The organism is Desulfatibacillum alkenivorans DSM 16219 (genome assembly GCF_900142135.1).
GTDB classification, from domain to species: domain Bacteria; phylum Desulfobacterota; class Desulfobacteria; order Desulfobacterales; family Desulfatibacillaceae; genus Desulfatibacillum; species Desulfatibacillum alkenivorans.
This window is the reverse complement of record NZ_FQZU01000006.1, coordinates 109,140-134,285: the sequence shown is the minus strand read 5'-3', so window position 1 is coordinate 134,285 and position 25,146 is coordinate 109,140. Positions and strand designations below refer to the sequence as shown.

General features: G+C 56.4%; 20 protein-coding genes. 13 read left to right on the top strand and 7 right to left on the bottom strand.

Annotation, left to right across the window (positions count from 1 at the left end; translation table 11 throughout):
* Positions 1-6 precede the first annotated feature (6 nt).
* The 10 genes from dnaX to BUE18_RS07345 all read left to right on the top strand — a co-directional run bounded on the left by dnaX (position 7) and on the right by BUE18_RS07345 (position 9,282).
* Complete coding sequence (gene dnaX / locus BUE18_RS07390; RefSeq protein ID WP_073474463.1) at positions 7-2,331, top strand: DNA polymerase III subunit gamma/tau; 2,325 nt, start codon at positions 7-9, stop codon at positions 2,329-2,331.
* 102 nt (positions 2,332-2,433) lie between these two features.
* Positions 2,434-2,748, top strand: a complete 315-nt coding sequence (locus BUE18_RS07385; protein ID WP_012611124.1) for a YbaB/EbfC family nucleoid-associated protein — start codon at positions 2,434-2,436, stop codon at positions 2,746-2,748.
* A gap of 28 nt (positions 2,749-2,776) precedes the next feature.
* On the top strand, positions 2,777-3,376 hold the full coding sequence (gene recR, locus BUE18_RS07380) for a recombination mediator RecR (protein WP_073474461.1): 600 nt from the start codon (positions 2,777-2,779) through the stop codon (positions 3,374-3,376).
* A gap of 29 nt (positions 3,377-3,405) precedes the next feature.
* Positions 3,406-3,816: a YkgJ family cysteine cluster protein gene (locus tag BUE18_RS07375; protein WP_073474460.1), complete on the top strand. Its 411-nt coding sequence runs from the start codon at positions 3,406-3,408 to the stop codon at positions 3,814-3,816.
* A gap of 600 nt (positions 3,817-4,416) precedes the next feature.
* Positions 4,417-5,181, top strand: coding sequence for a DUF4198 domain-containing protein (locus BUE18_RS07370; protein ID WP_073474458.1), 765 nt, complete (start codon positions 4,417-4,419; stop codon positions 5,179-5,181).
* An 84-nt stretch (positions 5,182-5,265) separates the two neighbouring features.
* On the top strand, positions 5,266-5,868 hold the full coding sequence (gene cbiM, locus BUE18_RS07365; protein ID WP_073474456.1) for a cobalt transporter CbiM: 603 nt from the start codon (positions 5,266-5,268) through the stop codon (positions 5,866-5,868).
* Positions 5,869-5,882: 14 nt separating this feature from the next.
* Complete coding sequence (locus tag BUE18_RS07360) at positions 5,883-6,518, top strand: hypothetical protein (RefSeq protein ID WP_073474454.1); 636 nt, start codon at positions 5,883-5,885, stop codon at positions 6,516-6,518.
* Positions 6,515-7,267 (top strand): cobalt ECF transporter T component CbiQ, encoded by a 753-nt coding sequence (cbiQ, locus tag BUE18_RS07355; protein ID WP_073474452.1) that lies wholly within the window; start codon positions 6,515-6,517, stop codon positions 7,265-7,267. Before BUE18_RS07360 ends, cbiQ begins: the two co-directional genes overlap by 4 nt.
* A 58-nt stretch (positions 7,268-7,325) precedes the next feature.
* Complete coding sequence (locus tag BUE18_RS07350; RefSeq protein ID WP_073474450.1) at positions 7,326-8,138, top strand: energy-coupling factor ABC transporter ATP-binding protein; 813 nt, start codon at positions 7,326-7,328, stop codon at positions 8,136-8,138.
* Between the two features lie 49 nt (positions 8,139-8,187).
* Complete coding sequence (locus BUE18_RS07345; RefSeq protein ID WP_073474448.1) at positions 8,188-9,282, top strand: SGNH/GDSL hydrolase family protein; 1,095 nt, start codon at positions 8,188-8,190, stop codon at positions 9,280-9,282.
* Positions 9,283-9,853: 571 nt separating this feature from the next.
* On the opposite strand, the gene BUE18_RS07340 is transcribed toward BUE18_RS07345, so the two are convergent.
* The 6 genes from BUE18_RS07340 to BUE18_RS07315 form a co-directional block, all read right to left on the bottom strand.
* Positions 9,854-10,750 (bottom strand): alpha/beta hydrolase fold domain-containing protein, encoded by an 897-nt coding sequence (locus BUE18_RS07340; protein ID WP_073474446.1) that lies wholly within the window; start codon positions 10,748-10,750, stop codon positions 9,854-9,856.
* 96 nt (positions 10,751-10,846) lie between these two features.
* On the bottom strand, positions 10,847-12,103 hold the full coding sequence (locus BUE18_RS07335; RefSeq protein ID WP_244549293.1) for a M48 family metallopeptidase: 1,257 nt from the start codon (positions 12,101-12,103) through the stop codon (positions 10,847-10,849).
* Positions 12,104-12,577: 474 nt separating this feature from the next.
* Positions 12,578-13,588 (bottom strand): hydrogenase expression/formation protein HypE, encoded by a 1,011-nt coding sequence (gene hypE, locus BUE18_RS07330; RefSeq protein WP_073474445.1) that lies wholly within the window; start codon positions 13,586-13,588, stop codon positions 12,578-12,580.
* A 72-nt stretch (positions 13,589-13,660) separates the two neighbouring features.
* A complete protein-coding gene (hypD, locus tag BUE18_RS07325; RefSeq protein ID WP_073474443.1) occupies positions 13,661-14,764 on the bottom strand; it encodes a hydrogenase formation protein HypD in 1,104 nt (367 codons plus the stop codon).
* 51 nt (positions 14,765-14,815) lie between these two features.
* On the bottom strand, positions 14,816-17,089 hold the full coding sequence (hypF, locus tag BUE18_RS07320) for a carbamoyltransferase HypF (protein ID WP_073474441.1): 2,274 nt from the start codon (positions 17,087-17,089) through the stop codon (positions 14,816-14,818).
* A gap of 18 nt (positions 17,090-17,107) precedes the next feature.
* Complete coding sequence (locus BUE18_RS07315) at positions 17,108-17,338, bottom strand: HypC/HybG/HupF family hydrogenase formation chaperone (protein WP_012611138.1); 231 nt, start codon at positions 17,336-17,338, stop codon at positions 17,108-17,110.
* A 390-nt stretch (positions 17,339-17,728) separates the two neighbouring features.
* Between BUE18_RS07315 and BUE18_RS07310 the strand changes: the two genes are divergently transcribed.
* On the top strand, positions 17,729-18,121 hold the full coding sequence (locus BUE18_RS07310; protein WP_073474439.1) for a tetratricopeptide repeat protein: 393 nt from the start codon (positions 17,729-17,731) through the stop codon (positions 18,119-18,121).
* A 495-nt stretch (positions 18,122-18,616) separates the two neighbouring features.
* Here the strand turns inward: BUE18_RS07310 and BUE18_RS07300 are convergent, their stop codons facing one another.
* The gene (locus BUE18_RS07300) at positions 18,617-19,945 is read right to left on the bottom strand and encodes a hypothetical protein (protein WP_073474435.1); all 1,329 of its coding nucleotides are present in this window, start codon (positions 19,943-19,945) and stop codon (positions 18,617-18,619) included.
* A gap of 475 nt (positions 19,946-20,420) precedes the next feature.
* On the opposite strand from BUE18_RS07300, the gene BUE18_RS07295 reads away from it, so the two are divergent.
* Together BUE18_RS07295 and BUE18_RS07290 are read left to right on the top strand one after the other, a co-directional pair.
* Complete coding sequence (locus BUE18_RS07295; protein WP_170868291.1) at positions 20,421-21,470, top strand: TRAP transporter substrate-binding protein; 1,050 nt, start codon at positions 20,421-20,423, stop codon at positions 21,468-21,470.
* Positions 21,471-21,605: 135 nt separating this feature from the next.
* A complete protein-coding gene (locus BUE18_RS07290; RefSeq protein WP_073474433.1) occupies positions 21,606-25,142 on the top strand; it encodes a response regulator in 3,537 nt (1,178 codons plus the stop codon).
* The last annotated feature ends 4 nt before the right edge of the window (positions 25,143-25,146 follow it).

Genomic DNA, 25,146 nt, shown 5'->3' with positions numbered 1-25,146 from the left:
TAATCCATGTCCTATCTAGTTCTGGCCAGAAAATACAGGCCCCAGACCTTTGACGAGGTGGTGGCCCAGCCTCATATTACCGAAACCCTGAAAAACGCCATCAATCAGGAGCGGGTGGCCCACGCCCTGTGCCTTTCCGGCCCTCGCGGCACGGGAAAGACAACGGTGGCCCGCATTCTGGCCAAGGCCATGAATTGCGTGAACGGCCCTACGCCCGAGCCTTGCGGCGTGTGCGCCTCGTGCAAGGAGATCGCGGCCAGCAACGCGGTGGACGTGTTTGAAATTGACGGGGCGTCCAACAACAGCGTGGAGCAGGTCCGGGAGCTTCGGGAAAACGTGCAATACGCCCCGGCTTTGGGCAATTACAAGGTGTACATCATCGACGAAGTGCACATGCTCTCCCAGGCCGCGTTCAACGCGCTTTTAAAAACCCTGGAGGAGCCGCCGCCCCATGTGATGTTCATCCTGGCCACCACGGAAAGCCATAAGATTCCGGTGACCATCCTTTCAAGGTGCCAGCGCTACGATTTCAAACGCATCAGCCTGGACGACATTGTGGGGCATCTGGCCAAGCTGGCGGGCCTGGAGAATTTCACCATCGAGGAGCAGAGCCTGTGGGCCGTGGCCCGGCGCTCCGGCGGCTGCATGCGCGACGCGTTGAGCCTTTTGGATCAGGTCATGGCCTATTCCACGGGCGAGGCCTCCTTTGAGAAGGTTCTGGACATTTTGGGCGTGGCCGGACGCAAGTCCTTGTTCGCCCTGGCCCAGGCTCTTTTAAACCGGGACGTCCCGGCCTGCCTCTCGGCCGTGGACCAGCTCTACGCCAGGGGATACGACCTCAAGCAGGTCATGGCTGACCTTTTGGATCACTTGCGGGATCTCACCGTAGTGAAAACGGTCCGGGATCCGGGCCCGCTCCTGGACATTCCGCCCGGCGAGATCCAGGCCATGCAGGAACAGGTCGCCAAGGTCTCCCCGTCTTTTGTGAATCAGGTTCTGAGCCTGCTATTTAAAGAGGAGGCCGCCGTCAGGCTGTCGCCTCAGCCCAGGCTGGCCCTGGAAGTAGCCCTGATCCGCATTTGCGAAGTCACCCCGGCCGTCGCCATAGACTCTTTAGTCGCCGCCTTGGAGGTTCTGGCCTCCCAGACGGCATCCAAAGACCAGATCATTCATATCGGCCCGGCATCCGGCCCGGCGCCCGCCCTGCCGGAGTCCAGCGGAGAAAGCGCGCCTCCCGCGCCGGAAGATGCAACGGCTTCCGCGGCGGAAGCGGCGCCTCAACACGAGGAGGCCGCTCCTGCTATAGCGCCTGATCCTCAGCCCGAACCGAAGCCGCAGCAAGAACTTGCACCTGAGCCGAAGCCCGAACCCGAACCGGAGCCGCAGCAAGAACTTGCACCTGAACCGAAGCCCGAACCCGAACCGGAGCCGCAGCAAGAACTTGCACCTGATCCGAAGCCCGAACCCGAACCGGAGCCGCAGCAAGAACTTGCACCTGAACCGGAGCCGCCGGCGGAGCCTGAAAAGGAAGTTGCACCTGAACTGGAGCCGCCGGCGAAGCCTGAAAAGGAAGTTGCACCGGAACCTGACCCCGAGCCCCAACCGCCGGCGGAGGCGCCCCAGGCGGCGCCCGAGGCCGAGGCGGAGGCGGAAGTGCAAGCTCCCGTGGAAAGCGCATCGCAGGAGCCGGAAGAGGAGTCCAATCCCGGGCAGGCCGCCGACTCGGACGCCTATCAGGCGGACGACGAATCGCCCTATTATCCTGAACCGGACCCCACGTACGCTGCGGCCGACTCCGAGCCCATCATCCCGGACATGGAGCCGGACTACGATCCGCCCCAATATGAAACCCGGGAGGTTCAACCGGAAGTCATGGAGGAGGCTGCAACGCCTGAAGAACCGGACGCCCCGGCCCCGGAGCCGGAAGATGACGAGCCGGAGCCGCCGCCTTTTGAAGGGGATCCGTGGGAGGCTTTTTCCAAGGATGTGAAGGAAAAAAACATTATGCTGGGCCTCACCCTTGAAAAATGCCGCCTAAAGGAATATGGAGAAGGCCGCTTTGTTCTGGAAACCGACGGCTCGCCATTTTCTCGGGATCAGTTAAACCTGCCGGAATATCAGACGATTCTCATGGGCGTATGCAAAAGCCTCTTTGGCCGCAAGGTGCAATTGGTCATTGAAGAGCCCAGCGAGGAGGACCGTCCCGCCCCGGCCATGAATCAGGCGGAAAAGCGCCGGGAACTGGAGCAGGAGGCGTTGAACCACCCTCTGGTGGAGGAAGCGGTGCGTATTTTCGGCGGCAAGGTTGTGGAAATTCGTCAAATGGAATAATATAGGAACCTGGTTCCAAAAAACCGGGAGCCAAAATAATACGCAATACACTGGCGGCCGGGCGTTGCCTGGCGCCAGCATTATTTGCACAAGGAGGAATGCATGAAAAAGGGAATGGGCAACATCATGAAGCAGGCTCAAAAGCTCCAGAACCAGATGGCCAAGCTTCAGGAGGAACTGGGGGACAAGACCGTGGAAGCCTCCGCGGGGGGCGGCATGGTCAAGGTGGTTGTGAACGGCAAGCAGCAGGTTCTGTCCATTGAAATCGAGAAGGAAGTGGTTGACCCTGAAGACGTGGAAATGCTCCAGGACATGGTTTTGGCGGCCGTGAACGAAGGCCTGAACAAAAGCCAGGACATGGTGCAAGGCGAAATGGGCAAGCTCACGGGCGGCATGAACATTCCCGGCCTGTTCTAATTTTTTTGTTAAAAAGGTTTTTCCTTTCATGTCCTTTTACCCTCCCAGCCTGGTCAATCTGATCAAACAGCTATCCAAGCTGCCCGGAATCGGGGAGAAAACCGCCGAACGCCTGGCCCTCCATATTCTTAGAGGATCGGTCAAGGACGCCCAGGCGTTGGCTGAGTCCATATCCGAAGCCAAGGAAACGGTCCGGCTGTGCTCGGTCTGCTACGGCCTGGCCGACTCGGATCCGTGCCACATCTGCCGGGACGCAACCCGGGATCAGGACGTGGTCTGCGTGGTGGAGCAAGGCACGGACATGGTGGCCCTGGAAAAATCCGGGGCGTTCAAGGGGAGGTATCACGTGTTGCAGGGGTGCTTGTCGCCCATGAACGGCGTGGGGCCGGACAACCTGCGCATTCGCGAGCTTGTGGAGAGGTTGAAAAAGGGAAAAATCAAGGAAGTGGTTGTGGCCACGGGCACCAGCGTGGAGGGGGAATCCACCGCCAATTATTTGCGCCAGGTCCTCGAGGGTTCGGGCGTAAAAGTCACTCGCATAGCCTCGGGCGTTCCCATCGGGGGCGACCTGAAATACACAGACGCATTAACGCTTAAAAGGGCCTTGGACTCCCGGCACTGCCTATAGGCCGGGTGGAATCATATTTTGGATCGGAATTGAAAGAACTCAAATCGACAGACATTTTTGAATGCACCATGTGCGGCAAATGCTGCCAGGGCTACGGCGGCACCTACGTAACGGAAACGGACATCCAGGCCATCGCCGAGTTTATCGGCAAATCGCCCGAGACGGTCAGGGAGGAATACTGCCAGCTTTCTGGAGGAAAGCCGGTCCTGGCCCAGGGAGAAGACGGCAAATGCGTCTTCTTTACGGACAAATGCTCCATCCATCCGGTCAAACCCAAAATGTGCCGCAAATGGCCATTCCTGGAAGCCGTCCTCAGAGACGAAAAAAACTGGGAGCGCATGGCCTCCTGCTGCCCCGGCTGCAAAACCGACGCGCCCATCGAACACGTCAAAGCCGTGATCCAGGCCCTGCTGAACGGCGAGATTCAAGACGAAGGGTGACCGCTATAGAAATTGCGGGCGTCCACCGGAATACCTTCCGGCCAGCCGTACTTGGCAGTGCTCCACTATACTTGCAGCGCCGAAGTCACAGAGGCCAGCCGCGGCATGCAATGCCGGGGCTGGCCGGATAGTTTTGCCGCAAAGGTTGCATTTGATTCTTTGCCGCAGGGCTTGCCCTACCCGGAATTGGGGAGCGGACTCCCGAAAAGAAGGCCCGGGAATGGCCGCCCCACCCTCCTGTTTTGCGTAAAACGCCATTTAAAAAGATTTGCCCCGCTTTTTCAAAAGCGGGCCGCCGGAGGCTGTGGTTTTTCAGTTCGCCGCCGGAGGCTGCCGATTTCCAATGCGGCGGTTCGGCGGTGAATATTTTAGGTTGACATTTCCGGGAAGTTTTGTTGTATTCTCAGCATAATCGGCAAGACAGAAGTCTTTCCAACTCCCGAGACATCGGGGGCGGCAGCGACAAATACTTGAATAACGGTCATGAAGGCCAATCCTTTTTTGCAAAAAAGGGGTTGGCCTTTTTTTGTTTATACGGCGTTTGCTTTATTTTCATAGCAGTATACTTAACCAAACCACTTATTTTTAAGGAGCGAGAACATGAAGAAAATTTGCTTGCTGAGCGCATTGGCCCTGGTCTGTTTGTTTTGCGGTTCCGCCTTCGCCCATTACGGCATGGTGATTCCGTCCGACAACATGGTCATGCAGGACGACGACCGCACCATCACCCTGGACCTGTCCTTTTCCCATCCCATGGAACTGATTGGCATGGAGCTGGTCGCCCCCAAGTCTTTCACCGTGGCTCATGAAGGCAAAACCACGGACCTGGCCAAAAGCCTGAAAGCCTCCAAGGTGATGGACCATCCCGCATGGAAGGCCGAATATCAGATCAAGCGGCCCGGCGTTTACGCTTTCGTTATGGAGCCTGTTCCCTATTGGGAGCCCGCCGAAGACTGCTTTATCATCCATTACACCAAGACCGTTGTGACAGCTTTCGGCGATGACGAAGGCTGGGACGAAGAGCTGGGCCTCAAGACGGAAATCGTGCCTTTGGCCAAGCCTTTCGCCCAATACAAGGGCAACGTGTTCCAAGGCGTCGTGAAGCTGGACGGCAAGGTTGTGCCTTACGCGGAAGTGGAAGTGGAATACTACAACAAGGACGGCAAAAAGGAAGCTCCCACGGATTATATGGTCACCCAGACCATCAAGGCTGACGGCAACGGCGTGTTCACCTACGCCGCTCCTTTTGCCGGCTGGTGGGGATTTGCAGCGCTCAACACCGCGGACTATCAACTGAAGTTCGAAGGCCAGGATAAGGACGTGGAGCTGGGCGCCGTCATCTGGGTGAAGTTTGAAGATTTTTAATCAAACAAGTCTTTTGCATTGATTTGAAAGGCCCGGGAAGGTAAACAACCTTCCTGGGTCTAACTATTTGTATAATGAGGAATCATGCATATTTCCGAAGGAGTTTTGTCCGGCCCGGTGTTGGCGGCGGGAGCGGCCGTCGCCGTCGCCGGGACCGCGTACGGGCTGAAAAAGCTGGATTTTGAGAAAATTCCCCGGGCGGCGGTTTTGTCAGCGGGATTTTTTGTGGCTTCCCTGGTGCACGTTCCCATCGGCGTGTCCAGCGCGCATCTGATTTTAAACGGTATACTGGGCCTGCTCCTCGGGTGGACGGCTTTTCCCGCCATCGCGGTGGCGCTCATGCTGCAGGCCGTGCTGTTCCAGTTTGGGGGAATCACCACCCTGGGCGTCAACACGGTCGTCATGGCGGCGCCCGCCGTATTTTGCTACCTGGTTTTCGGGAAGATCGTTGCTAAAGGCGGTCCCATGGGTATGGCCGGAGCGTTTGCCTGCGGTTTTTTCTCCGTGCTTTTATCCGGAGTGCTGGTGGCTTTGGCGCTGTTTTTGACGGAGGAAAACTTCTTCGAAGCCGCTGCGGCGGTTTTGGGCGCCCACGTCGTCATTATGATTGCGGAGGGCGTGTTTTCGGTTATATGCATTGAGTTTTTAAGAAAGGTTCAGCCGGGCATGCTTCCCGGCGCCCAATAACGGAAGGCGATATCATGAAAAAACTGTTTGCAGCCCTGGGAATTTTCCTCATACTGTCGGGCATGGCCTATGCTCATAAGGTAAACATTTTCGCCTGGCTGGAAGGCGATACGGTCTTTACCGAAAGCAAATTCTCGGGCGGAAAAATGGTGAAAAACGGCAAAGTCTTTGTCTATGACGAGGATAAAAACCTGCTTCTGGAAGGCGTGACCAACGACGCGGGCGAGTTTTCGTTTAAAATCCCCAAAAAAACCGCCTTGGTGATCGAACTGGACGCCACCATGGGGCACGCCAACGCCTGGACTATTTCCCTGGACGAAATTCTGGACGCCATGGGAGACGAACCTGTCGCTGCGGCAACGGAGGAGCCTGCCCAAGAGGACGCCGCCCAGCCGGCTATGCAAACCACTTCCGTCTCTCCCGCTCAAACGGCGCCGGGCGCCAACGCGGAAGAAATCCAGGCCATTGTTGAAAAGGCTTTGGACAAGAAACTCAAGCCCATCACCCGGTTGCTGGTGGAAGCGCAGGAGAGGGAAACCGAACCCCAGGCCTCGGACGTCTTTGGGGGAATCGGGTATATTCTTGGGCTGGCGGGCGTAGCGGCGTATTTCCATTATCGCCGGAAGATCAAGGAGCTGGAAAAGGCTTGATAGCGGAAACCTTTGCATTCGGCGAATCCCCAGTGCATCGGCTGGACCCGCGGGTACGAGTGATTGTAGGGACCTTGTTCGCGGTGGTTGCGGCCCTGGCGGACCGGTTCGACGTATTGGGCGCCGCCTTGGGCCTGGCGGTCCTGATGACCTTTGCGGCCCGGCTTCACCCCCTGGCCGTATTAAAGCGTTTGGCTTTGGTGAACGGGCTGGTGCTGTTTTTGTGGGTGGTCCTGCCGTTTACGTATAACGGAACGCCCTGGTTTTACCTGGGGCCGTTGGTTGCGGCCAAGGAGGGAATCCGGCTCTGCGCGATCATCACGCTGAAATCCAACGCCATTGTTCTGTGGTCCATCGTGTTTTTCTCCACCATGCCCGTAGCGACATTGGGCCACGCCATGAACCGCCTAAAAATGCCCGTCAAGCTCACGGCCCTGCTGCTTCTGACCTACCGGTACATCTTTGTGCTGGAAGCGGAATTGAACCAGTTGGTGCGGGCCGCCAGGATCAGGAGCTTTTCTCCGGGGACCAACCTCCACACCTACCGGACATACGCCTATCTTGTGGGCATGCTCATGGTCAGGGCGGCGGACCGGGGCGAGCGCGTGCATCAGGCCATGGTCTGCCGGGGCTTTTCCGGCAAGTTTTATTGCCTGGACGAAATGGAGTTCACCTTTCGGGACGCAGCCTGGGGCGGTTTTCTGGCTTTGGTTATTTTTTTTCTGGCAATCTGGCAATGGGCATTGTAGGACAATGGCCTGTTGAAACGCGCCGGGTCAAACCGGTTAACCCAGACGGGCCACGGTAATGGAATCACATCCCCATATATTTGAAATCCAGGATATTTCTTTCAGCTATCCGGACGGCAAGACCGTGTTGGAGAATTTTTCGTTTCATCTTCATTACGGCCAAAAAGCGGGACTTATCGGCCATAACGGAAGCGGGAAAACCACTCTGCTCCATTTGCTCATGGGGCTTTTGACGCCCACCGCCGGCAGCATCCGCATTCTTGGGGAGAAAATGGAGTCGGAAAAGGATTTCAAGAAAATGCGGCCCAAACTGGGTTTCGTGTTTCAAAACGCCGACGACCAATTGTTTTCCCCCACGGTTCTGGAAGACGTGGCTTTCGGCCCTTTAAACCTGGGCAAGTCCCCCAAGGAGGCCAAAGAAATCGCCTTGCAAACCCTGGAAAGCCTGGACCTGAACGGGTTTGAAAAACGCATATCCTACAAACTCTCCGGCGGCGAAAAAAAGCTGGTCTCCATCGCTACGGTCCTGGCCATGGACCCGGAGGTGCTGCTCTTGGACGAGCCCACCACCGGCCTGGACATGGACACCCGGGAGCACATCATCCAGATTTTGAATAAGCTGGATAAATCCTTTTTAATCGTCTCCCATGAGTACGATTTTCTGGCCCGCACCACCCGGGATTTTTTCGGCATGCAAAAGGGCAAGATCATGTATTACGGCGATTCATCGGCCCTGCACACCCACACCCACATCCACCCCTTGGGAGAGACGCCTCACAGGCACAACGGGATCGCGGCCCAGGAGCATCCCCATGACGGCCATGACCACGCCCACGAAGGGCATGTGCACACCCATGAAGACGACCAATAGCCGGACTTTTTATTGACGCCTGAAAACGCCGTGATACAATGCGGGCGTCATGGCAAAACAATCCCGCACAATCCGCAATTACCTGTTAATGGGACTGCTTGTTTTAGGGGCGCTGGAGCTTTGCGCCCGAATCCTCCTTATGGCCGCCGCTTCCCTGGGGCCGGCCTTGTTCGCCGAGAACGTCCATTGCAGGCATGATCCCATTCTGGGATGGTCCAACATTCCCGGGATCGTCATCCCCGACATGTACGGGCCGGGCAGAAGCCTCACCATCAACAATCAGGGATTTCGCGCAAACCACGACTTCGCCCGCAAGGCGCCGGAAGGGAAAACCCGCATCGTCTGCGTGGGGGACTCCTTCACCCTGGGCTACGGGGTCGGGGACGATGAATCGTTCTGCGCCAGGCTGGAGGCGTCCTCGCCTGATCTGGAAGTGATGAACATGGGCCAGGGGGGTTACGGCCTGGACCAGATGCATCTCTGGCATCGCAAGGAATGGTCCCATTTCGACTATGACATGCTGTTGGTCTGCTTTATTGATGCGGACATCAGCCGCATGAACGCGGACCGGTTTGATATTTATCCCAAGCCGTGGATGCAGGTGAAAGACGGCCGCCTGCATACCATGAACGCCCCTGCGCCCGACCCGTATCCGGGTTTTTGGAGCAAGACGGCGTGGTGGTCCGATCTGGGGCTTGTTCGGGCCGCGGGAAAGGCGCGTGAAATGTTAATCCGGCGAGACAAGCCGGAGGGGGTCTACAAGACCCAGAGGGACCTGCTGGCAACGGTCATGGCCATTTTCCAAGAGATGCAGGCGATGGCTCAATCCAAAGGAGCGCCTATGGCCATTGTGCGGCTGCCTACGGCGGGCGGGATGAAGGCCGACATTCCCTTTTTCAGCATCATGAACAGGGAGCTTGAGGCCGCAGGCTATCACTACTTTGATTTTACAGAATACTTCCGCCAATTGCCTCCGGACGAAGCCCGCAGGATGTTCATCGACTCAAAGACTGCGCCCAAGGAACTGCTACGCTATAAAAGCATGGGCGCCCACTACAGCCCATACGGCCACGCCGTGACCGCAAAATGGATGCGGGAAGCATTAAAAGAACTGCAGCCCAGCCCGGCGGCCGCCAAAGAGTAACATTGACAGGAAAAGCTCAGCGGCGCCAGACCAAGTTCAAGCAAATTGGAGTAATGAAGCAATGCCGCCGCGTCCCTCCTGCGGGCTCCATTTGTCCGCGCATTGCGCGGCCAAGGCAGGCACGGGGGCCTGCCGCTACAAATCAAATTCAACCTCAGTGACAAATGCCGCACCAGCCGCGGCATGCAATGCTGATAGAATAGGATCATAGGGTGGCACTGGCAGCGTAGTTTGCTGCCAGTGTTGCGAAGCAACAGTAGGCGCGGCCCGAATAGATTATGGAAATCGGGACTGTTCGGCGGACGCATTAAGTTGATTGAATTACGACTTTTGTTTGGTTTTGGACACCTTTTCCATTCGCATGGCATCGGTGGATTCTATCAACCGAGGGGTCGAACCAAACGCGCTATCGCGCCCCGGCAGGATACTGCCCTGCCGCGGCCGCCCAATATCTTCGGCGGTTTATTGTTGCATCGCCGATGCCCGAAACAGCTTTGATTTCAAAATGTTAAATATTCATTCCCACGCAAAGCATGGGAACGAGAAGCCTGGTAGGCAGAGACTGCACTGTTTAGGCCGGGCAATGCTCGTGAATGAAGTCGCCGCCTTTGGCCAAGAGGCCGTGGATTTTTTTGGAAAACGGGGCCAGAGCCTGAAGCACGTGGATGGGGCTGCGATAGGGTTTGAAGGTCACGTCCACCCCGGCTATCTGCGCTCTTTCCGCCAACTCCTTTGCTTGTCTGCACAAAGGCTCGTATTTTCCCACGGTCACGAATAAGGGCGGCAGGCCTTGAAAGTCCCCAAAGATTGGCGAGATAAACGGATGGGCGGGATCGCCCTTCCCCACGTACATGTGGGACATGAAGTGGCAAAACCAGTCGGCAATGTCGGTGCGTTTGGTGAAAGGCGCCTTAAAATGCAAATCGTTGTCCGCCAGGTTCACCCAGGGGCTCATCAAATAAGCGCAGGACGGCAGGGGCTTGCCCATGGCTTTGAGGGCCAGAAGCAGGGCTGCGGTCAGGCCTCCGCCGGCCGAATCTCCGGCCAGGGCGATGCATTGGGGGTCTATCCCCTGATCCAGCATGGACAGGTATACGGCGTAGACGTCCTCCAACGCCGCGGGAAAAGGATGCTCGGGCGCCCGGCGGTAGTCGGGCAGGACGCATTCGGCCTTGGCGATTTTGGATAGATAGGCGGCCAGGGATTTATGGGTGCGGCGGGATCCCACCATATAGCCTCCGCCGTGAAGGTATAAAATTTTGCGGCCTTTGGCGTCTCCGTGCCCGGAAATGTAACTGGCCGGAACGCCCGCGGGGGCGAAAGGCCTGACACGGGTTCCCCTTGGCAGGGTGAACAACGCGCTGCCGGTTTCCACGCCTATCCTGTGAAACGAAATATTGACGGGATGCGTGCTGAAATAGAATCTGCCCAGGGGGCCGGGCTTGCCGTGGATGGGATGATCTTGCATTTTTCCTCCGAGTCGTGCAGGCGGGAATCAATGGCCTGCGATTGGGATTTATAGCACAGCGGAGGCGTTAACGCAACGCGTCATTTCATCGGACGGTTAATGAGTTTTAATCAGCTTAATAGCCCGGATGCGCTCCAAGACCGGAGGGTGGGAATAAGCCAGAAATACGTAAAAGGGGTGAGGCCGCAAGTTGCTCAGGTTGTCCCGGGAGAGCTTTTTCAAGGCGTCGATCAGGGATTGGGGATCGTCTGTTGTCATTACGGAAAAACGGTCGGCTTCGTACTCGTTCTTGCGGGAAAGCATGCCGAGGCCCAGGCCCAGGATGGTTTCCACCGGCGTGTATAACAGCCCGAAAAACAGGAGCCCCGCGTATACGGACGATTGCTCCATGAAAAAGGCGTCAAACAAGCCCTGGCGTGAGATGAACAGGGACAGAAGGTAAAACATGATCCCCAGGTGCAAAATGCTGATGATCATGTTGGCCAGGATGTGCTTTTTCTTGTAATGCCCCACCTCGTGGGCCACCACGGCCACCAGTTCCGGGATGGTGTGCTTTTCTATGAGGGTGTCGAACAGGGCGATGCGCCGTCTTTTTCCGAATCCCGCAAAAAAGGCGTTGGACTTGGACGAACGCTTGGAGCCGTCCATCATGAACAGATTTTCCAGGGGAAAATCCACGCTGTCGGTATAGTCCAGCACGGCCTGCTTGAGCTCCTGGTTTTCCAAAGGCAGGAACTTGTTGAACAAAGGCATGATCCACGTGGGCGCCGCCATTTGAATGAACAGGATGAACACCGTCACCCCGGCCCAGCAATACAGCCAGGCGTTGGGCCCTGCATTTCCTAAAAAATAAAGGACGCCGCCTATAATGGGCCCGCCCAGGATGCAGGCCAGGGCGGCGATTTTGATCCGATCCAGGATGTAGGTCTTGAAGGTGGTTTTGTTGAATCCGAAGCGCTCTTCGATCACAAAGGTGGAATACAAGGAAAACCCGGTGGATATAATATTGCTTAAGACAGCCAGAATGGCGAAATAGGCAAGCCCCGTGAGGGTCGGCCCAAAGCCCAGGGATCGCGCCAGGGCGTCCGTATAATTGAATCCGCCTGCAAACCAGAAAACAAGCAAAACAACCAATAAGACGGTGGAGGAAACCAGGCCCAGCCGGGTGGTCGCCGCCAGATATTGCTGGGATTTGGCGTAGCGGTCCTTATCCCAGACGTCGGCGAATTCCCCGGGCAGTTCGTCCCGGATGTTTTTCAGGTTCAACACGCCGGCGACGGCGCCCAGGGCGTAGTCCAGCAAAACGAAAATCAGTATGATCCAGGCGTAGGAGTTCAACATATTATCAAGCATTCAAAGTTAAGTCGCCATTAGTCGGGCGCGTTAGAAGCCATTCCGTGATTTCAAGACGCTGGGTCCCCGTTTCCGCCGCTGCATCATGATGATTGCAAAACAGCCGCAATCATCATGCCTCCACGGCTCCACGGGGATGACGGAGAGAGGAGGCTTTTGCATCGTAAGGGCTTTGGGTTTGGCTCGTTCCCATGCTTTGCGTGGGAATGCATATCTCAACTTACTGAATCCATATTGTTATCAATCAGCCTTTGCACGGATTGAAGCCTCCGTATGAATTCCCACGGGGACCGTGGGAACTAGAAAAGTGACGTCCCGGCAGCTTTCCTTCACCGCAAAAAATCGTCATCCCCGCAAGGGAGATCCGCTTTTTCAGGATCGCCCGCAAGCGGGGACCCAGCGTCATTTTGCCTATTAATTGACGCAGCGTTTTTCGGCATCCAACTTATTTAATCGCAAGTTGTTGACAATAAATCAACAAATTCGCGGAAGCTGCTCGCCGGTGAGCATATCCACCATGCGGGCGCCGCCGATGGCCGTCTGCATGACCACCTGCCCGGGATGATCGGCGACCACCTCGCCTATGATGCGGGCTTTCTTGCCGTGGACGTCTTGCCTGCACGCTTCCAGGGCGGCGTCAGCCTGCTCGGGCGGGACGATTGCCAGGAGCTTGCCCTCGTTGGCCACGTACAGGGGGTCCAGGCCCAAGAGGTCGCACACGCCCATGACGGACTGATCCACGGGCAGGTCTTTTTCCCGGATTTTCATGCCAATGTTGGATTTTTTGGCGATCTCGCACAGGGTGGTCCCCACCCCGCCGCGGGTGGGATCCCGCAGCACGTGGATGCCGGGCGCGGCCTTGAGCATGGCGGCGGTCATCTTGTTGAGGGCCGCCGAATCGCTTTGAATGGGAGCGTCAAACTCCAGGGATTCCCTTTGGGTGAGGATGGTCACGCCGTGGTCCGCCATGTTTCCGCTCAGGATGATCCGGTCTCCGGGCCGGGCCAGGGAGGCGCTGAGGTTGACGCCCTCCGGAATAAGGCCGAAGCCGGAGGTGTTGATGAAAATCTTGTCGCAGGCGCCTTTGGGAACCACCTTGGTGTCCCCGGTGACGATCCTGACTCCGGCGGCGGCGGCGGCTTTCGCCATGGACTCCACGATGATTTTGAGCTGGGAGATTTCAAAGCCTTCTTCGATGATCAGGCCCACGCTCAGGTATTGGGGAACGCCGCCGCACATGGCCACGTCGTTCACCGTGCCGTGGACGGCCAAGTCGCCGATGTTGCCTCCGGGGAAGAAAATGGGGTCCACCACAAAGGTGTCGGTGGAAAAGGCCAGCCTGCCCTGGTTGACGGGTATGATGGCGCCGTCCTCCTGGGCTTCCAGGATGGCGTTGTCAAAGGCGGGCATTAAAATGCTGTTGATCAGTTCGTTGGAAAGTTTGCCGCCGCTTCCATGGTCCAAAAGGATGCTTTGATCTTTCATGGTATTCTTTCTATAGTCGGCAAGTTTAAAACCGCCGCTGGTTTTGGCCGGAACAATTTTTTCGCGGGAGGATCAATAGACCTTGGTGATCGCCCCGTGATACCGGTAATAGGCCGCGCATGTGCCTTCGGAGGAAACCATGCACGGGCCCAAAGGGTCTGTGGGGGTGCATTCGATTTTGTATTTCGGGCATTGGGGGGGGATTTTTTTGCCGGTCAGAATTGCGCCGCAGATGCAGCCTTTGGGAGCGGCCGACCGGGCTGGAGGCAGTTCAAAGGCCTTGGACGCGTCAAAGCGCTCAAACTCCTCCCTGATGGATAAACCGCTTCCGGGTATGACGCCCAATCCCCTCCAGGAGGCGTCCACCTTATCGAAAACCTGCTCCATAACCTCCCGGGCCTTTTTATTGCCTTCCGGGGAGACGGCCCTGGAATAGGTGTTTTCCAGTTTGGACTCTCCGGCTTCCTTTTGCTGCACCAAAGTGAGGATGGAGGCCAGAATATCGTTGGGCTCGAACCCGGCGATGGCGCAGGGAATGGCGAACTTCTCCACCAGGGGCAGGTAGGCGTCGGCGCCGATAATCACGGAAACGTGCCCGGGCATCATAAAGCCGTCAATGACCGTATCCATGGACATCAAGGCGTCCAGGGCCGGGGGCACGGTTTTGTGCGCTGAGTATACGAAAAAATTCTTAAGGCCTTGCCTGTGGGCTTCCAGGATGCAGGCGCCCACGGTCGGGGCCGTGGTTTCAAATCCCACGCCGCAAAAAACGATTTTCTTTTTAGGATTTTGGGCGGCCAGGGTCAGGGCGTCGAAGGCGGAATACACCACTTTGACCTTACGGCCCTGGGCGCGCTGCTTTTGCAGGGAGGACTGGGTGCCGGGCACCCGCATTAAATCGCCGAAGGTGGCCAGGATGACGTTTTTCTTCCTGGCAAGCTGGATGAAGTCGTCGATTTCCTTTTGATCGGTGACGCAGACCGGGCAGCCGGGGCCGGAAACCAGGGTGATGTCTTGGGGCAGCATGTCGCGAATGCCGTTGCGGAATATGGATACCGTATGGGTTCCGCAGACCTCCATAATTCGCATGGGGCTCTGGCAGGATTCCGCAATGAGGCCGGACAAGGTTTTTGCAACTTCAGGATCCCTAAAAGAATCCAGGTTTTGATAAGACATGGCTCCCCCTTATTTGAATCATCCAGCCGACGAGATTTAAACCCCATGGTATCAGGTTATGGATGCGGCGGCAACCATGGCCTGGCCCAGACTAAGGCCTCCGTCATTGGCCGGACAAATCTTGTGAGTAAAAACTATAAAGCCCCGGCTTTCCAGCTCCCGGATCAGGCCGCTCAGCAGCAGGGAATTCTGGAACGAACCTCCTGACAGGGCTACCTGATGAACGCCGGTTTGCGTCCGCAGGACTTGGCAGACGTGGGCGAAGGCTTGAATCAGACTGGCATGAAACCGGCCGGCGATTTCGGCTGCCGGCCTGCCTTTTTCCACGTCCAAAGCCGCCCCCCGGATGATGGGAGCGGTTAATATTTCCATGGGATCCTGGGCGGATACAGCCCATTCATAAGGCTTGTCCGCCCGAGGGTCGGCCGCCATTTCCAGCTCCATGGCGGCCTGTCCGTCGTACGAGGCTTTAAACCGCAACCCCGTAATGGCGGCGACCGCATCAAAAAGACGTCCTGTGCTGGATGTAAGAGGCGCGTTGATGTTCCGGTCGATCATTTGATCGATGGTTTGGATCCCGGTGCAACTCACAGTATCCAACAAAGGGAGCCTAATGTCCAGAAAAGCCTTGCCAAACGCCCCTTTTAGATGGCTGACGGCCATGCGCCAGGGCTCCTTGACCGCTTTGTTTCCGCCGGGCATGGGCGTGTAGGACAAGTGGGCCGCCCTGTGAAAATCCTGCATCCCGCAAAGCAATACCTCTCCGCCCCAGACGGCGCGGTCCGTTCCCAGGCCGGTTCCGTCCAGGGCCACGCCGATAACCTGGCCTTCAACCTGGTTTTCCGCCATGCACGAGGCAATATGGGCGTGATGATGCTGGACCTCCACCCGGGGAAGGTCCAACTCCTTGGCGAAAACCGTGCTCAAGTAGTCCGGGTGCATGTCGTGGGCGACGGCCTGGGGCTCTATGTCCAGGATGCGCTTTAAATGGTCGATGGTCAGGCGGAAGAACTCCAGGGTTTCCAGGTTTTCCAGGTCCCCCACATGTTGGCTCACAAAGGCCTGATCCCCCCTTGTGAGGCAAACCGTGTTCTTGAGCAAAGCCCCGCAGGCGAGAATCTGCGGGGTTTTGTTTTTCAAAAACACGGGCGTGGGGACGTATCCCCTGCTGCGGCGGATGAACCGGGTTTTTCCGGCGCCGCGCCGGACGATGGAATCGTCGGAGCGCAGGTAGATGTCCCGGTTATGCACCAGAAAAAAATCCGCGATATTTCCCAGGCGGTCCAGGGCGTCCCGGTTGTCTATGCAGATAGGCTCTTCGCTCAAATTGCCCGAGGTCATAACCAGGGCATTGGGGCTGTGCCGCATGAGCGCATAGTGCATGGGCGTGTAAGGCAGCATGACCCCCAGGTTCCGATTGGACGGCGCGACTTCCGGCGCCAGAGCCTCAGGAGCCCGCTTTTTCAGCAATACGATGGGCCTGCGAAATCCCGAGAGCAGGGCCTCTTCCTCCGGGCCGGCTTCCGCCAGCTCCCGCGCCGCATCCAGGTCCGGAACCATGACGGCCAGGGGCTTTTCCTCCCTGAGCTTGCGGCCCCGCAGCAGGCTGACGGCCCGGGAATTTCGTGCGTCCGCGGCCAGATGAAATCCGCCCAGGCCCTTGATTGCCAGGACGCGCCCCTGCTTTAGCAATTCTCCGGCCTTGGCCAAGGGGTTTTCGCAAAGGACCGGCCGCCCCTGGTTGTCCAGCAACTCCACCTTGGGTCCGCAGACCGGGCATGCGTTGGGCTGGGCGTGAAAGCGCCTGTCAGCAGGATCGTCGTATTCGGCCTGGCAGTCCGGGCACATCGTGAACCCGGCCATGCTGGTTTTGGGGCGGTCGTAAGGGATGTCGTTTATGATGGTGTATCTGGGGCCGCAATTGGTGCAGTTGATGAACGGGTAGAGGTATCGCCTGTCCGCGGGATCGAAGAGTTCCTTGAGGCAATCCTCGCAAACGGACACGTCCGGGGAAATCAACGTGGCCCTGGCCGGGCCCGCCTCGCTTTTTACAATGGAAAATCGGGTGAATCCCCTGGGGGCGGTTTCCCGGGCTTCCACTTTGGTGAGAACGGCCAAAGCAGGCGGCCTGGCCTGGAGGTCGCGGAGGAAGCCGTCCATGCCCTGGGGTGAGCCTTCCAGGAGAATATGCACTCCTGCCGAGGTATTGGACACCTCCCCCGTCAGGCCGAAACGTTCGGCCAGTTGATAAATAAAGGGACGAAAGCCAATACCCTGGACAATGCCGCCCACGGCTATTTCTTTGGCTATTATGGTTTTGGCCATGCAAAACCCGTCGGTTGTTCAGCCTTCCGCTAAGGAGGCTTCCGCCAGTTCGCGAATTAAATCCAGGGACTGCGCCGCTTCCGCTTCATCGATCACGCTGATTGCAAATCCGGCATGGACCAGTACATAATCTCCCACCCGGGCGTTTTCCAGCAGGGCCATATTGATGGTTCGGGTGACCCCTTCCAGATCAATGGTTCCCACTACGCCCTGGATGTCTACAATTTTAGAAGGTATTGCCAAGCACATTGGTGTATTTTCCCGGCCCCCTTTACGGCAGCGGGTTAACCGGCCGCCCCCCTTGCTTTATACAGTAAAAGACTTAAAGCGCACGGACTGCCTATGGGGCCTATTTTTACAGCATAGCATAAACATAGTGTTATTGCACGACATATTGTCCGGGAGAAAAAACCGGGGCCTTTGTAAACGGCCGATTGAGGCGTTATTGCCATACAGCGCTGGTAATATATGTGAAAAATGGAACAAGTTCGTCCGATCCCACGCCCTGGCGCCGCGCCGGAAGTCCGCGTCTTTTTAAAACCGGAAAATCCTCCTTTGGCATCCTCCCCGGCCCTGCTGCTTGACAACCCGGCCGGCAGTAAATACGTTTTGGGAAAATAAGGATCCAAGGAGCCCTTTATGAAAAACCCTCATTATATGTATGCCCAGGCTTTCAGAAGCTATAAAAACCTGGCGGCGCAGGGCCGCCCTGAAGCCCAACGCCTGCTGGGCATGATGTACGAAAACGGGCAAGGCGTGCCCAAGAATTATCTGGAAGCGTCCCGCTGGTACGAAAAAGCGGCCGCGGCGGGGGATCTTGGCGGGGTGGTGCGCCTGGGCCTGCTGCATGCCAACGGCCGGGGCATTCCCAAGAATTTTGTGGAAGGCTGCAAGTTGTTCCTGATTGCCAAGGATCTGGGCTACCCCAACGCCCAGGCCCTTTTGGATCAGCTGACTCCCAAAATGACGGAGGAGGAGCTGGCCGAGGCGAAGGCCCTGGCCGAAGAATGGGCGCCCGTGGTGCAGGATTAATCAGGTTCCTGAATGTCTATTTAATGGAATCTTTCCATAGCACCTGCTGACCGGGAGGCGCCGGGCTTCGCGTCAAGATCTCCTTGCTCTGGCGGCGCTAAAAATGCCGCCTTGCCTGGACCGAAACGAAATAGCCCCCCGATGGTCTCCGCAATTGCTTCCACAAGGCGCAGCTATCCCAAGAAAGGCTGCCCGGCTAAGGAATCAACCGATCCGCTTCCTAGAACAAACCCGCGCCTGAACCTCAGGCCCCTTAACCATCCTTTTTGGGGTGGGGGGTGACAGTGTACTTGCCGTCAGACTGCTCCTGGCATGTGACGTCGCCAACCTCCGGTTCCTGCAACATGAGCCATACAACATTGGAAACTTCGTCACGTGGAACGTTTATCCTTGGCGAAGGCATCATTCTATCCTCCTTTGTGAGAAATCGGCAATCGCCCTTTTTCATAGGCGAGGCCTTCCCCAGTTTAAGGGATTTGCAGGCGAGCCTTCCCATTATTTAAGGGATTTGCTCAACTCCATGAAATGAAATTCTTCATCAGCCTTTTTGAGGATCCTTTCATTGCCGGTATTGTACAGCCCTCCCGGAGTGACATCGTACCCCTTCTTTTTCAGCCAGTTAGACATTTTGAGGTAATTGCCCTCGATTTTAAGCCACTGAAAGTAGGGGGCGCTGTATTCATCCTCAATCCAGTCCAGGGGCTTTGCAAAAGAAGCATCGTTTAGGGCGCCTTCACTCAGCAAGGTATAGGTAGGGATGGGAGCGCTCAATTTGCCGTTCTCAAAAATCTTAACGTCAAAACCCAGATATCCTATTACCAGAGGCTCCTGAAAGGACTGGACCATGCCCACCGACCTCTGGCTCGCCTGCACAAATTTGGCGCTGCCTCCGGGAATAAGGCCGCCCCCCAGTTGGTCGCTCAAGGTTTTGAGCAGCTTGTCGTAATTTGTTTTAGTGGCGTCAAAACTTGTTTTGGTCAGACTGTTGGGGTCGGCCATCGCCAATTCAAAAATCGTGTTGTCCGGGGTTTCCTTCCCCCCTTCCACGCCGGCGCCGAAGCCTTTGGTCCGAGACAGCTCCACTTTAAGCTGGTGCGCATAAAAAACCCGGGTGACAACCCTCAAATAAACAGGCTGATCCATTTGATCAGCTATCCCCTTAAGGGACTTGTCCGCATTTACGCTCCACCATATATTTAGTTTTGTCAGCAACTCATTGGCGTCCATGCCGTAGGTCCGGGCGTCCAACAGCCAGACGGAGCCCTGTACGTCCGAGGCGTTCATAAGGCTTAAGGAAAACGGAATCCCCTCGATGGGAAGAGCCAGGGCCATGGACTGGCCTTGCTTCACCCGAAAGCTGTATCCCGGAAAAGCAGCCCGGGGAGCTTCCACCTGTTTGGGCGCGGCTTGGGCGCCAGCGCCTTTTTTCGCCTTGACGCCCTTATCATTCCCCTCTTTTTGAGCTTCATCCTCCTTCGGCCGGGGTCTGTCGTGGGGAACCTCTGCGTAGTCGCCTTTCCAATAAGCATCCTTATAATATTCTTCATAATTCAGCCCTTGCAGCCTGGCAATGGACAAATCCAGGGGAATATAGCCTTTCTCCCCCCACTGCTTCACCTGCTCCGATATGGGCGTTTTCACCAGGAATACGTCTCCCGGCTGAACGTCCTCGCTCAGGGGATAGATGGGCATTACCTGGCTGGCCCGGATGGTCATGCACCAATCCTTGGCCACCGCTTCCAACTCTTTTTTTTCCAGGTCGCATCCCAAAACCAATAGAAGGATGGCGGAGATAAACAATAAAACAAGCCGTTTAGTTTTCATTTTTCTTTCCTCCAGGCATTGATAAGAATCATGGGTTTATTTTTTCCATCCGACTTGCACAAAAAAGAAATGAGGATTGAATATCCACGCGAACCAATCCGGCGAAGGCAAGCGCAAGTATTCAAACACACGAATTTCTTAACCAGGTGTCTTTAGATTGATGAGTCTCCGTAAATAAAACCTTGTTCAGATTATTATGCCATATTTTTAATGATATTTTTTATAGTAATCACGATGGCCGTTTGAGGGCAAGCTTTATTTGACGCCAAAGCGCCGAGCCGAGGCGCCTTTTATTTATTCGCCTTTTTGCGGCGCTCCGGTTTGCTTTTCTACGCTCGATTTGTTATTCCTGGCTAAATTTTTTTTCAGCATCATGCAACAATTGTCGGCTCTGTTTCTGTTTTTTTCGTCAGGCGATCAAGCAGCAATCAACAGAGGGGCTTTTGCCTGTCCCTTAAACAACAACGGGGGATGTATGAGAACCAAAGCCAGAATGATTTCAAAGAGTTTTTTCTGCATACACGTATTGGCCATAGTATTTTTAGCGACGGCGTTTACGGTTGGGGGGGCCTATGCCCAAGAAGCCAAATACAATTTAAAGCTGGCGACCCTGGCGCCCAAGGGGATCGGCTGGGCCATGGAATGGGAGAACACCTTGAAGCCGGGCATCATAAAGGCCGCCCACGATGAAATCGCCTTTAAGACCTATTACGGCGGCATCATGGGCGATGAAGAGGACTACATCAAGAAAATGCGCATCGGGCAGTTGGACGCCGGGGCCATTACGGGCCAGGGCGCTGTCATGGCCTGCCCGGAGTTGACGGTGGTGGAGCTTCCTTTTCTGTTCAACAATTACGACGAAGTGGATTTCGTCCGGGACAAAATGTATCCCGTGTTCGACTCCTACGCCCAGGACCATGGATTCAAGCTGGTTTACTGGTTTGAGCAGGATTTTGACCAGTGCTATTCCATGAAATACTCTTTGGAAACCATCAAGGATTTCCAGAAAGCCCGTTTCGTGGCCTGGTACGGCCCTTTGGAGAAGAAATTCCTGGACTCCTTGGGCGCCAGCCCGGTTCCTGTGAACGGGCCGGAAGTGCCTTCCGCGCTCCGCCAGGGCATTGTGGACGCGGTCATCGCCCCTTCCGTGTGGGTCGTGGGCAGCCAGACTTACACCTTGTTCACCCATGTAAACACGCTTAAGGTGCGTTACGCCCCGGGCCTGTTGGTTATCGCCTCCAAGACATGGGACCAATTGCCGCCCGGGCATCAAAAACGCATTGAAGCCACCCGGAGCACGTCTTTGCGGGATTTTATAAGCAACACCCGGGACGCCAACGCCAAAAGTCTGCAGGCCATCTTGAAATACGGCGTGAAAGAGTCTCAAATGAGCCCCGCCGTCAGAGAGGAGCTCAAAAAGAGAGCCATGACCTCCTGGGACGAAGCCTCGGGCGAGGACTTTCCGGAAGACGTGCTGGATCAAATTGTGGAGCTGCTTGAGGAGTTCAGGGAAGGCCGCTCCTAAGCCCGGCCCGGCTTGGAGCCTGTTGCTAACCCATGAAAAAGCTTTACGATTGGCCGCGCCTGGCATACAATGGAACCACTCTGCCCTTGCCTGCTCTATTTGTTTTTTTGCCAGACTCGATAACGGATTGTTTTAATGAACGGTTTTGTTGAAAAAAAAGGCTCCAACGGCTTAGGCCCCAGGCTGGCCTTAGGCTTTGCGGCCGTGGCTATCGTTGTTTCCGGCATTTTAACCCTGGCTCTGTATTTCAACGTAAGCAAACAGCTTCGCGAGAACATAGAGCAGCGTTTATTGGACACCGTGTCCATCGCGGCGCTTCAGCTTGATGGAGACCACCACGCCTCCATCCGGTCTCCTGAAAGCGTTAAGAAAACATCTTATAAGAGAATCAAAGGGCTTTTGCAATCCATCCGCGCCCGGGGCGCAGACGTACGCCACATCTATACGTTGAACATCACGCCTCAGGGAAATCTGGTCTATGCCGTGGACGGCGGAGGCCGGGACGGAGAAAGAAGCATCCTTCCCAACACGCCTTACAACTCCCCCCATCCCCAGCTTGTCAATAATGGGGAGCCGTTGCAGATGCCCGTGGTTTCCGGAAAACTGTACACGGATGAATCCGGGACGTGGCTTAAGGGATATGCGCCTTTTTTCACTTCAGAAGGGGATGTGGCCGGCATCCTTGCCATGGACGTGGCCGCCAGCAGCATCATTGCGCGGCAGCGCAGCTTTTTAAAAACCGCGCTGGGGGTTTTCGGGCTTTCCGTGGCGCTTGCCGGGTTTTTAGGCATGATCATGGGCAGAAAGCTGGCGGCGCCCATTGAGGATTTGACCAAGGCTGTCAGGGCCATCAGCCAGGGGGACCTTTCCCACCGCGCCGAGGAAACGGCGAAGGACGAGACCGGTGAACTTGCCCGCGCTTTCAACGCCATGACGGAAAAGCTGTCCCGGGCCGAGAACAAAATCCAGATTGAAGTCCAGGAGCGCAAAGAGGCACAGGACGCCCTGGATCAAAGCGAGGACAATTACCAGAGGCTGTACGAAAACGCCCATGTGGGCCTTTTTAAAACCCGGTTCGAAAACGACGGGATTACGGCCTGCAACACCCGCTTTGCACGCATGCTGGGCTATAAGTCCAGCCAGGAGGTTTTAGGCCTTGTTTTAGGGCCGGACCGCTACGCCGATCCCGCGGATTATCAAAGGCTAAGGAAGAGGCTGGCCTCGTTGGAGGATGTGGAGCACTTCGAGACTTTGTTCAAAAAGGTGGATGACAGCGCTTTCTGGATTCGCCTGTCCGCACGCCTGACCGATAACGGCGAGTCCGTGGAAGGCATGGCCATTGACTTCACCACGGAAAAAACCGCCATCGAGCAGATAAAAAGCGCGGAGAAAAAATTCCGCGGAATTTTCGAAAACGCCCAGGAAGGCCTGTTTCAGTGCGCTTCCGAAGGCTCCTTCATTTCCGTCAATCCGGCCCTGGCCCGCATTCTCGGCTATGACTCCCCCGTGGAGCTATTGCAAAAACTGGGGCCGGGCGTCCGGGAAATTTTTTCCAGTTCCGAAGAATACGGCGCTTTCAGGTCGGAACTGGAGGCCAGGGGCAAGGTTGCGGGCATGGAGCTGCAGTTTAACAAAAAAGACGGGTCTTTGGCCTGGGGATCCATCTCCGCAACGCTGGTGAAAAATAAAGAGACCGGCGCCCTTATGCTGGAGGGCAGCCTGGAAGACATTGAAGAGCGCAAGCAGCACGAGGCCGCCATATTGGCGAAAAACCAGGCTGTGGCCGCCAATCAGGAAAAAAACCGCTTTCTGGCCGCCTTAAGCCATGAAATGCGCACCCCTATGACCGCCATCATCGGCATGACCGAGTTGCTGAACGAAACCGGCCTGACCCAGCAGCAAGCCCAATACATCAAGCTCATGAAATCGGCCAACGAACAGCTGCTTAGCCTGGTGAGCGACGTCATGGACATCTCGCGCGTGGACGCCGGGCGCCTCAAGCTGGAGACCATACCCTTCAACTTGTTGGAGTTGGTGGAAAAAGCCTGTGAAACCATGGCGGAAAAAGCCCACGAAAAGAACCTGGAACTGGCGTGCAGCGTTTCGCCCAAGACCCCGATCCACCTGATTGGAGACCCCTACCGCCTCAAGCAGGTGTTGAACAACCTCATGCAGAACGCCGTCAAATTCACGGAAAAAGGCGAGGTGGTGGTCACGGTAAGAGACGCCGCCGAAGGCGACGGAAAGGACGGCCAGGCGGTCATCGAGTTCTGCGTTTCAGACACGGGAATCGGCATTCCTTCCAAACGATTGTCCTCTTTGTTCGACCACATGGCCAAAGACAACGATGCGGATTTTCATCACTACGGAGGCACGGGCGTAGGCCTTTCCATCTCCCGCAAGCTGGTGGAAATGATGAAGGGCGATTTTACGGTTTCCAGCAAGCTGGATCAGGGCAGCACATTCTGCTTTACCGCGCGCTTCGGCGTGCAGGACAAGGGCTCCGGCCTGTTCACAAGGGTCTCCCCCCTCAAAGGGCTGTCCGTCATTGTGGCGGATCAGGACCCCGAAAACCTGGAAACCCTGCGGGAAGTCCTCAACATGTGGGGCGCGCGTGTGACCGGCGCCGGAGACGGCCCCTCGGCCATCGACCTGCTCAAGGAAACCTGGATGCAGCCGGAGCAGGCGGATTTGATCATCGTGGACCAGGACATTCCCGGCATGGACGGAGTGGAAACCGCCGCCCAGGTGAAAATGGAGCACCTGTGCCCGGCCTGCATACTCATGCTTAAGGAAAGCCCCCACCCGGACGTCATGGCGCGGGCCGTGAAAGCGGGAATCACCCACTTTGTGCAAAAGCCCATTGATCGGGCCTCCCTGCTGGAAATCATAAACAAAGCCACCAAACAGGCGGAAATGGCCGAGGAATCCAGCCAGACCCTGCCGCCCCTGGACATCCTGCTGGTGGAGGATTCGGAAACCAACCGGTTCGTCATCCGCGCTTATCTTAAGGATACGCCCTGGCACATGGACATGGCGGAAAACGGGGAGCGCGCCCTGGCCAAGTTTAAATCCAAAAAATACGATCTGGTGCTCATGGACATCCAGATGCCGGTCATGGACGGGTACACGACCATCCGCAAAATCCGCGAATGGGAGCAGGAGCATCGCAATGTGCGGGCGTCCATCATCGCCACCACCATCTTTGCAAGCAAGGACGACGAGACCAAATGCCTGGAGGCCGGCGCCAACGCCTACCTGGCCAAGCCGGTCAAGAAAAAGGCCCTCATCGCCTCCATCCTGAATCAGATCATAGGAGGCCGAGCCGCCATCCCCGAAGACCTGAACATGTTTGGCGAGGTTTTCTTCCCCGCCGGAGACGAGCCCATCCTGGCCTGGGTGGATCCGGAACTGGCGGATATGGCCGCCCATTACCTCAAAACCCTGCCCGTCACCATGCAGGATCTACTGGACTTTGCCGTGGCCGGGGATTATAAACAGGCGGGCCAGGTGGGCCGGGAAATCCGGGATCAAAGCAAGGCCCTGGGCCTGGAGGAGGCCCAGAAAATCGGCGCCCTGATCAAGGACGCGGCTTCCACCGGCAACCTGGACGTCATCAAGGAATGCATGGAAAAAATGCGCATCTATCTGGACCGGGTGCAGATTGTATAGGCGC

Coding starts and splice junctions, on each gene's coding strand:
- dnaX (WP_073474463.1), top strand. CDS start 7: ATGTCCTATCTAGTTCTGGCCAGAAAATACAGGCCCCAGACCTTTGAC.
- BUE18_RS07385 (WP_012611124.1), top strand. CDS start 2,434: ATGAAAAAGGGAATGGGCAACATCATGAAGCAGGCTCAAAAGCTCCAG.
- recR (WP_073474461.1), top strand. CDS start 2,777: ATGTCCTTTTACCCTCCCAGCCTGGTCAATCTGATCAAACAGCTATCC.
- BUE18_RS07370 (WP_073474458.1), top strand. CDS start 4,417: ATGAAGAAAATTTGCTTGCTGAGCGCATTGGCCCTGGTCTGTTTGTTT.
- cbiM (WP_073474456.1), top strand. CDS start 5,266: ATGCATATTTCCGAAGGAGTTTTGTCCGGCCCGGTGTTGGCGGCGGGA.
- BUE18_RS07360 (WP_073474454.1), top strand. CDS start 5,883: ATGAAAAAACTGTTTGCAGCCCTGGGAATTTTCCTCATACTGTCGGGC.
- BUE18_RS07350 (WP_073474450.1), top strand. CDS start 7,326: ATGGAATCACATCCCCATATATTTGAAATCCAGGATATTTCTTTCAGC.
- BUE18_RS07345 (WP_073474448.1), top strand. CDS start 8,188: ATGGCAAAACAATCCCGCACAATCCGCAATTACCTGTTAATGGGACTG.
- BUE18_RS07340 (WP_073474446.1), bottom strand. CDS start 10,750: ATGCAAGATCATCCCATCCACGGCAAGCCCGGCCCCCTGGGCAGATTC.
- BUE18_RS07335 (WP_244549293.1), bottom strand. CDS start 12,103: ATGCTTGATAATATGTTGAACTCCTACGCCTGGATCATACTGATTTTC.
- hypE (WP_073474445.1), bottom strand. CDS start 13,588: ATGAAAGATCAAAGCATCCTTTTGGACCATGGAAGCGGCGGCAAACTT.
- hypD (WP_073474443.1), bottom strand. CDS start 14,764: ATGTCTTATCAAAACCTGGATTCTTTTAGGGATCCTGAAGTTGCAAAA.
- hypF (WP_073474441.1), bottom strand. CDS start 17,089: ATGGCCAAAACCATAATAGCCAAAGAAATAGCCGTGGGCGGCATTGTC.
- BUE18_RS07315 (WP_012611138.1), bottom strand. CDS start 17,338: ATGTGCTTGGCAATACCTTCTAAAATTGTAGACATCCAGGGCGTAGTG.
- BUE18_RS07310 (WP_073474439.1), top strand. CDS start 17,729: ATGAAAAACCCTCATTATATGTATGCCCAGGCTTTCAGAAGCTATAAA.
- BUE18_RS07300 (WP_073474435.1), bottom strand. CDS start 19,945: ATGAAAACTAAACGGCTTGTTTTATTGTTTATCTCCGCCATCCTTCTA.
- BUE18_RS07295 (WP_170868291.1), top strand. CDS start 20,421: ATGAGAACCAAAGCCAGAATGATTTCAAAGAGTTTTTTCTGCATACAC.
- BUE18_RS07290 (WP_073474433.1), top strand. CDS start 21,606: ATGAACGGTTTTGTTGAAAAAAAAGGCTCCAACGGCTTAGGCCCCAGG.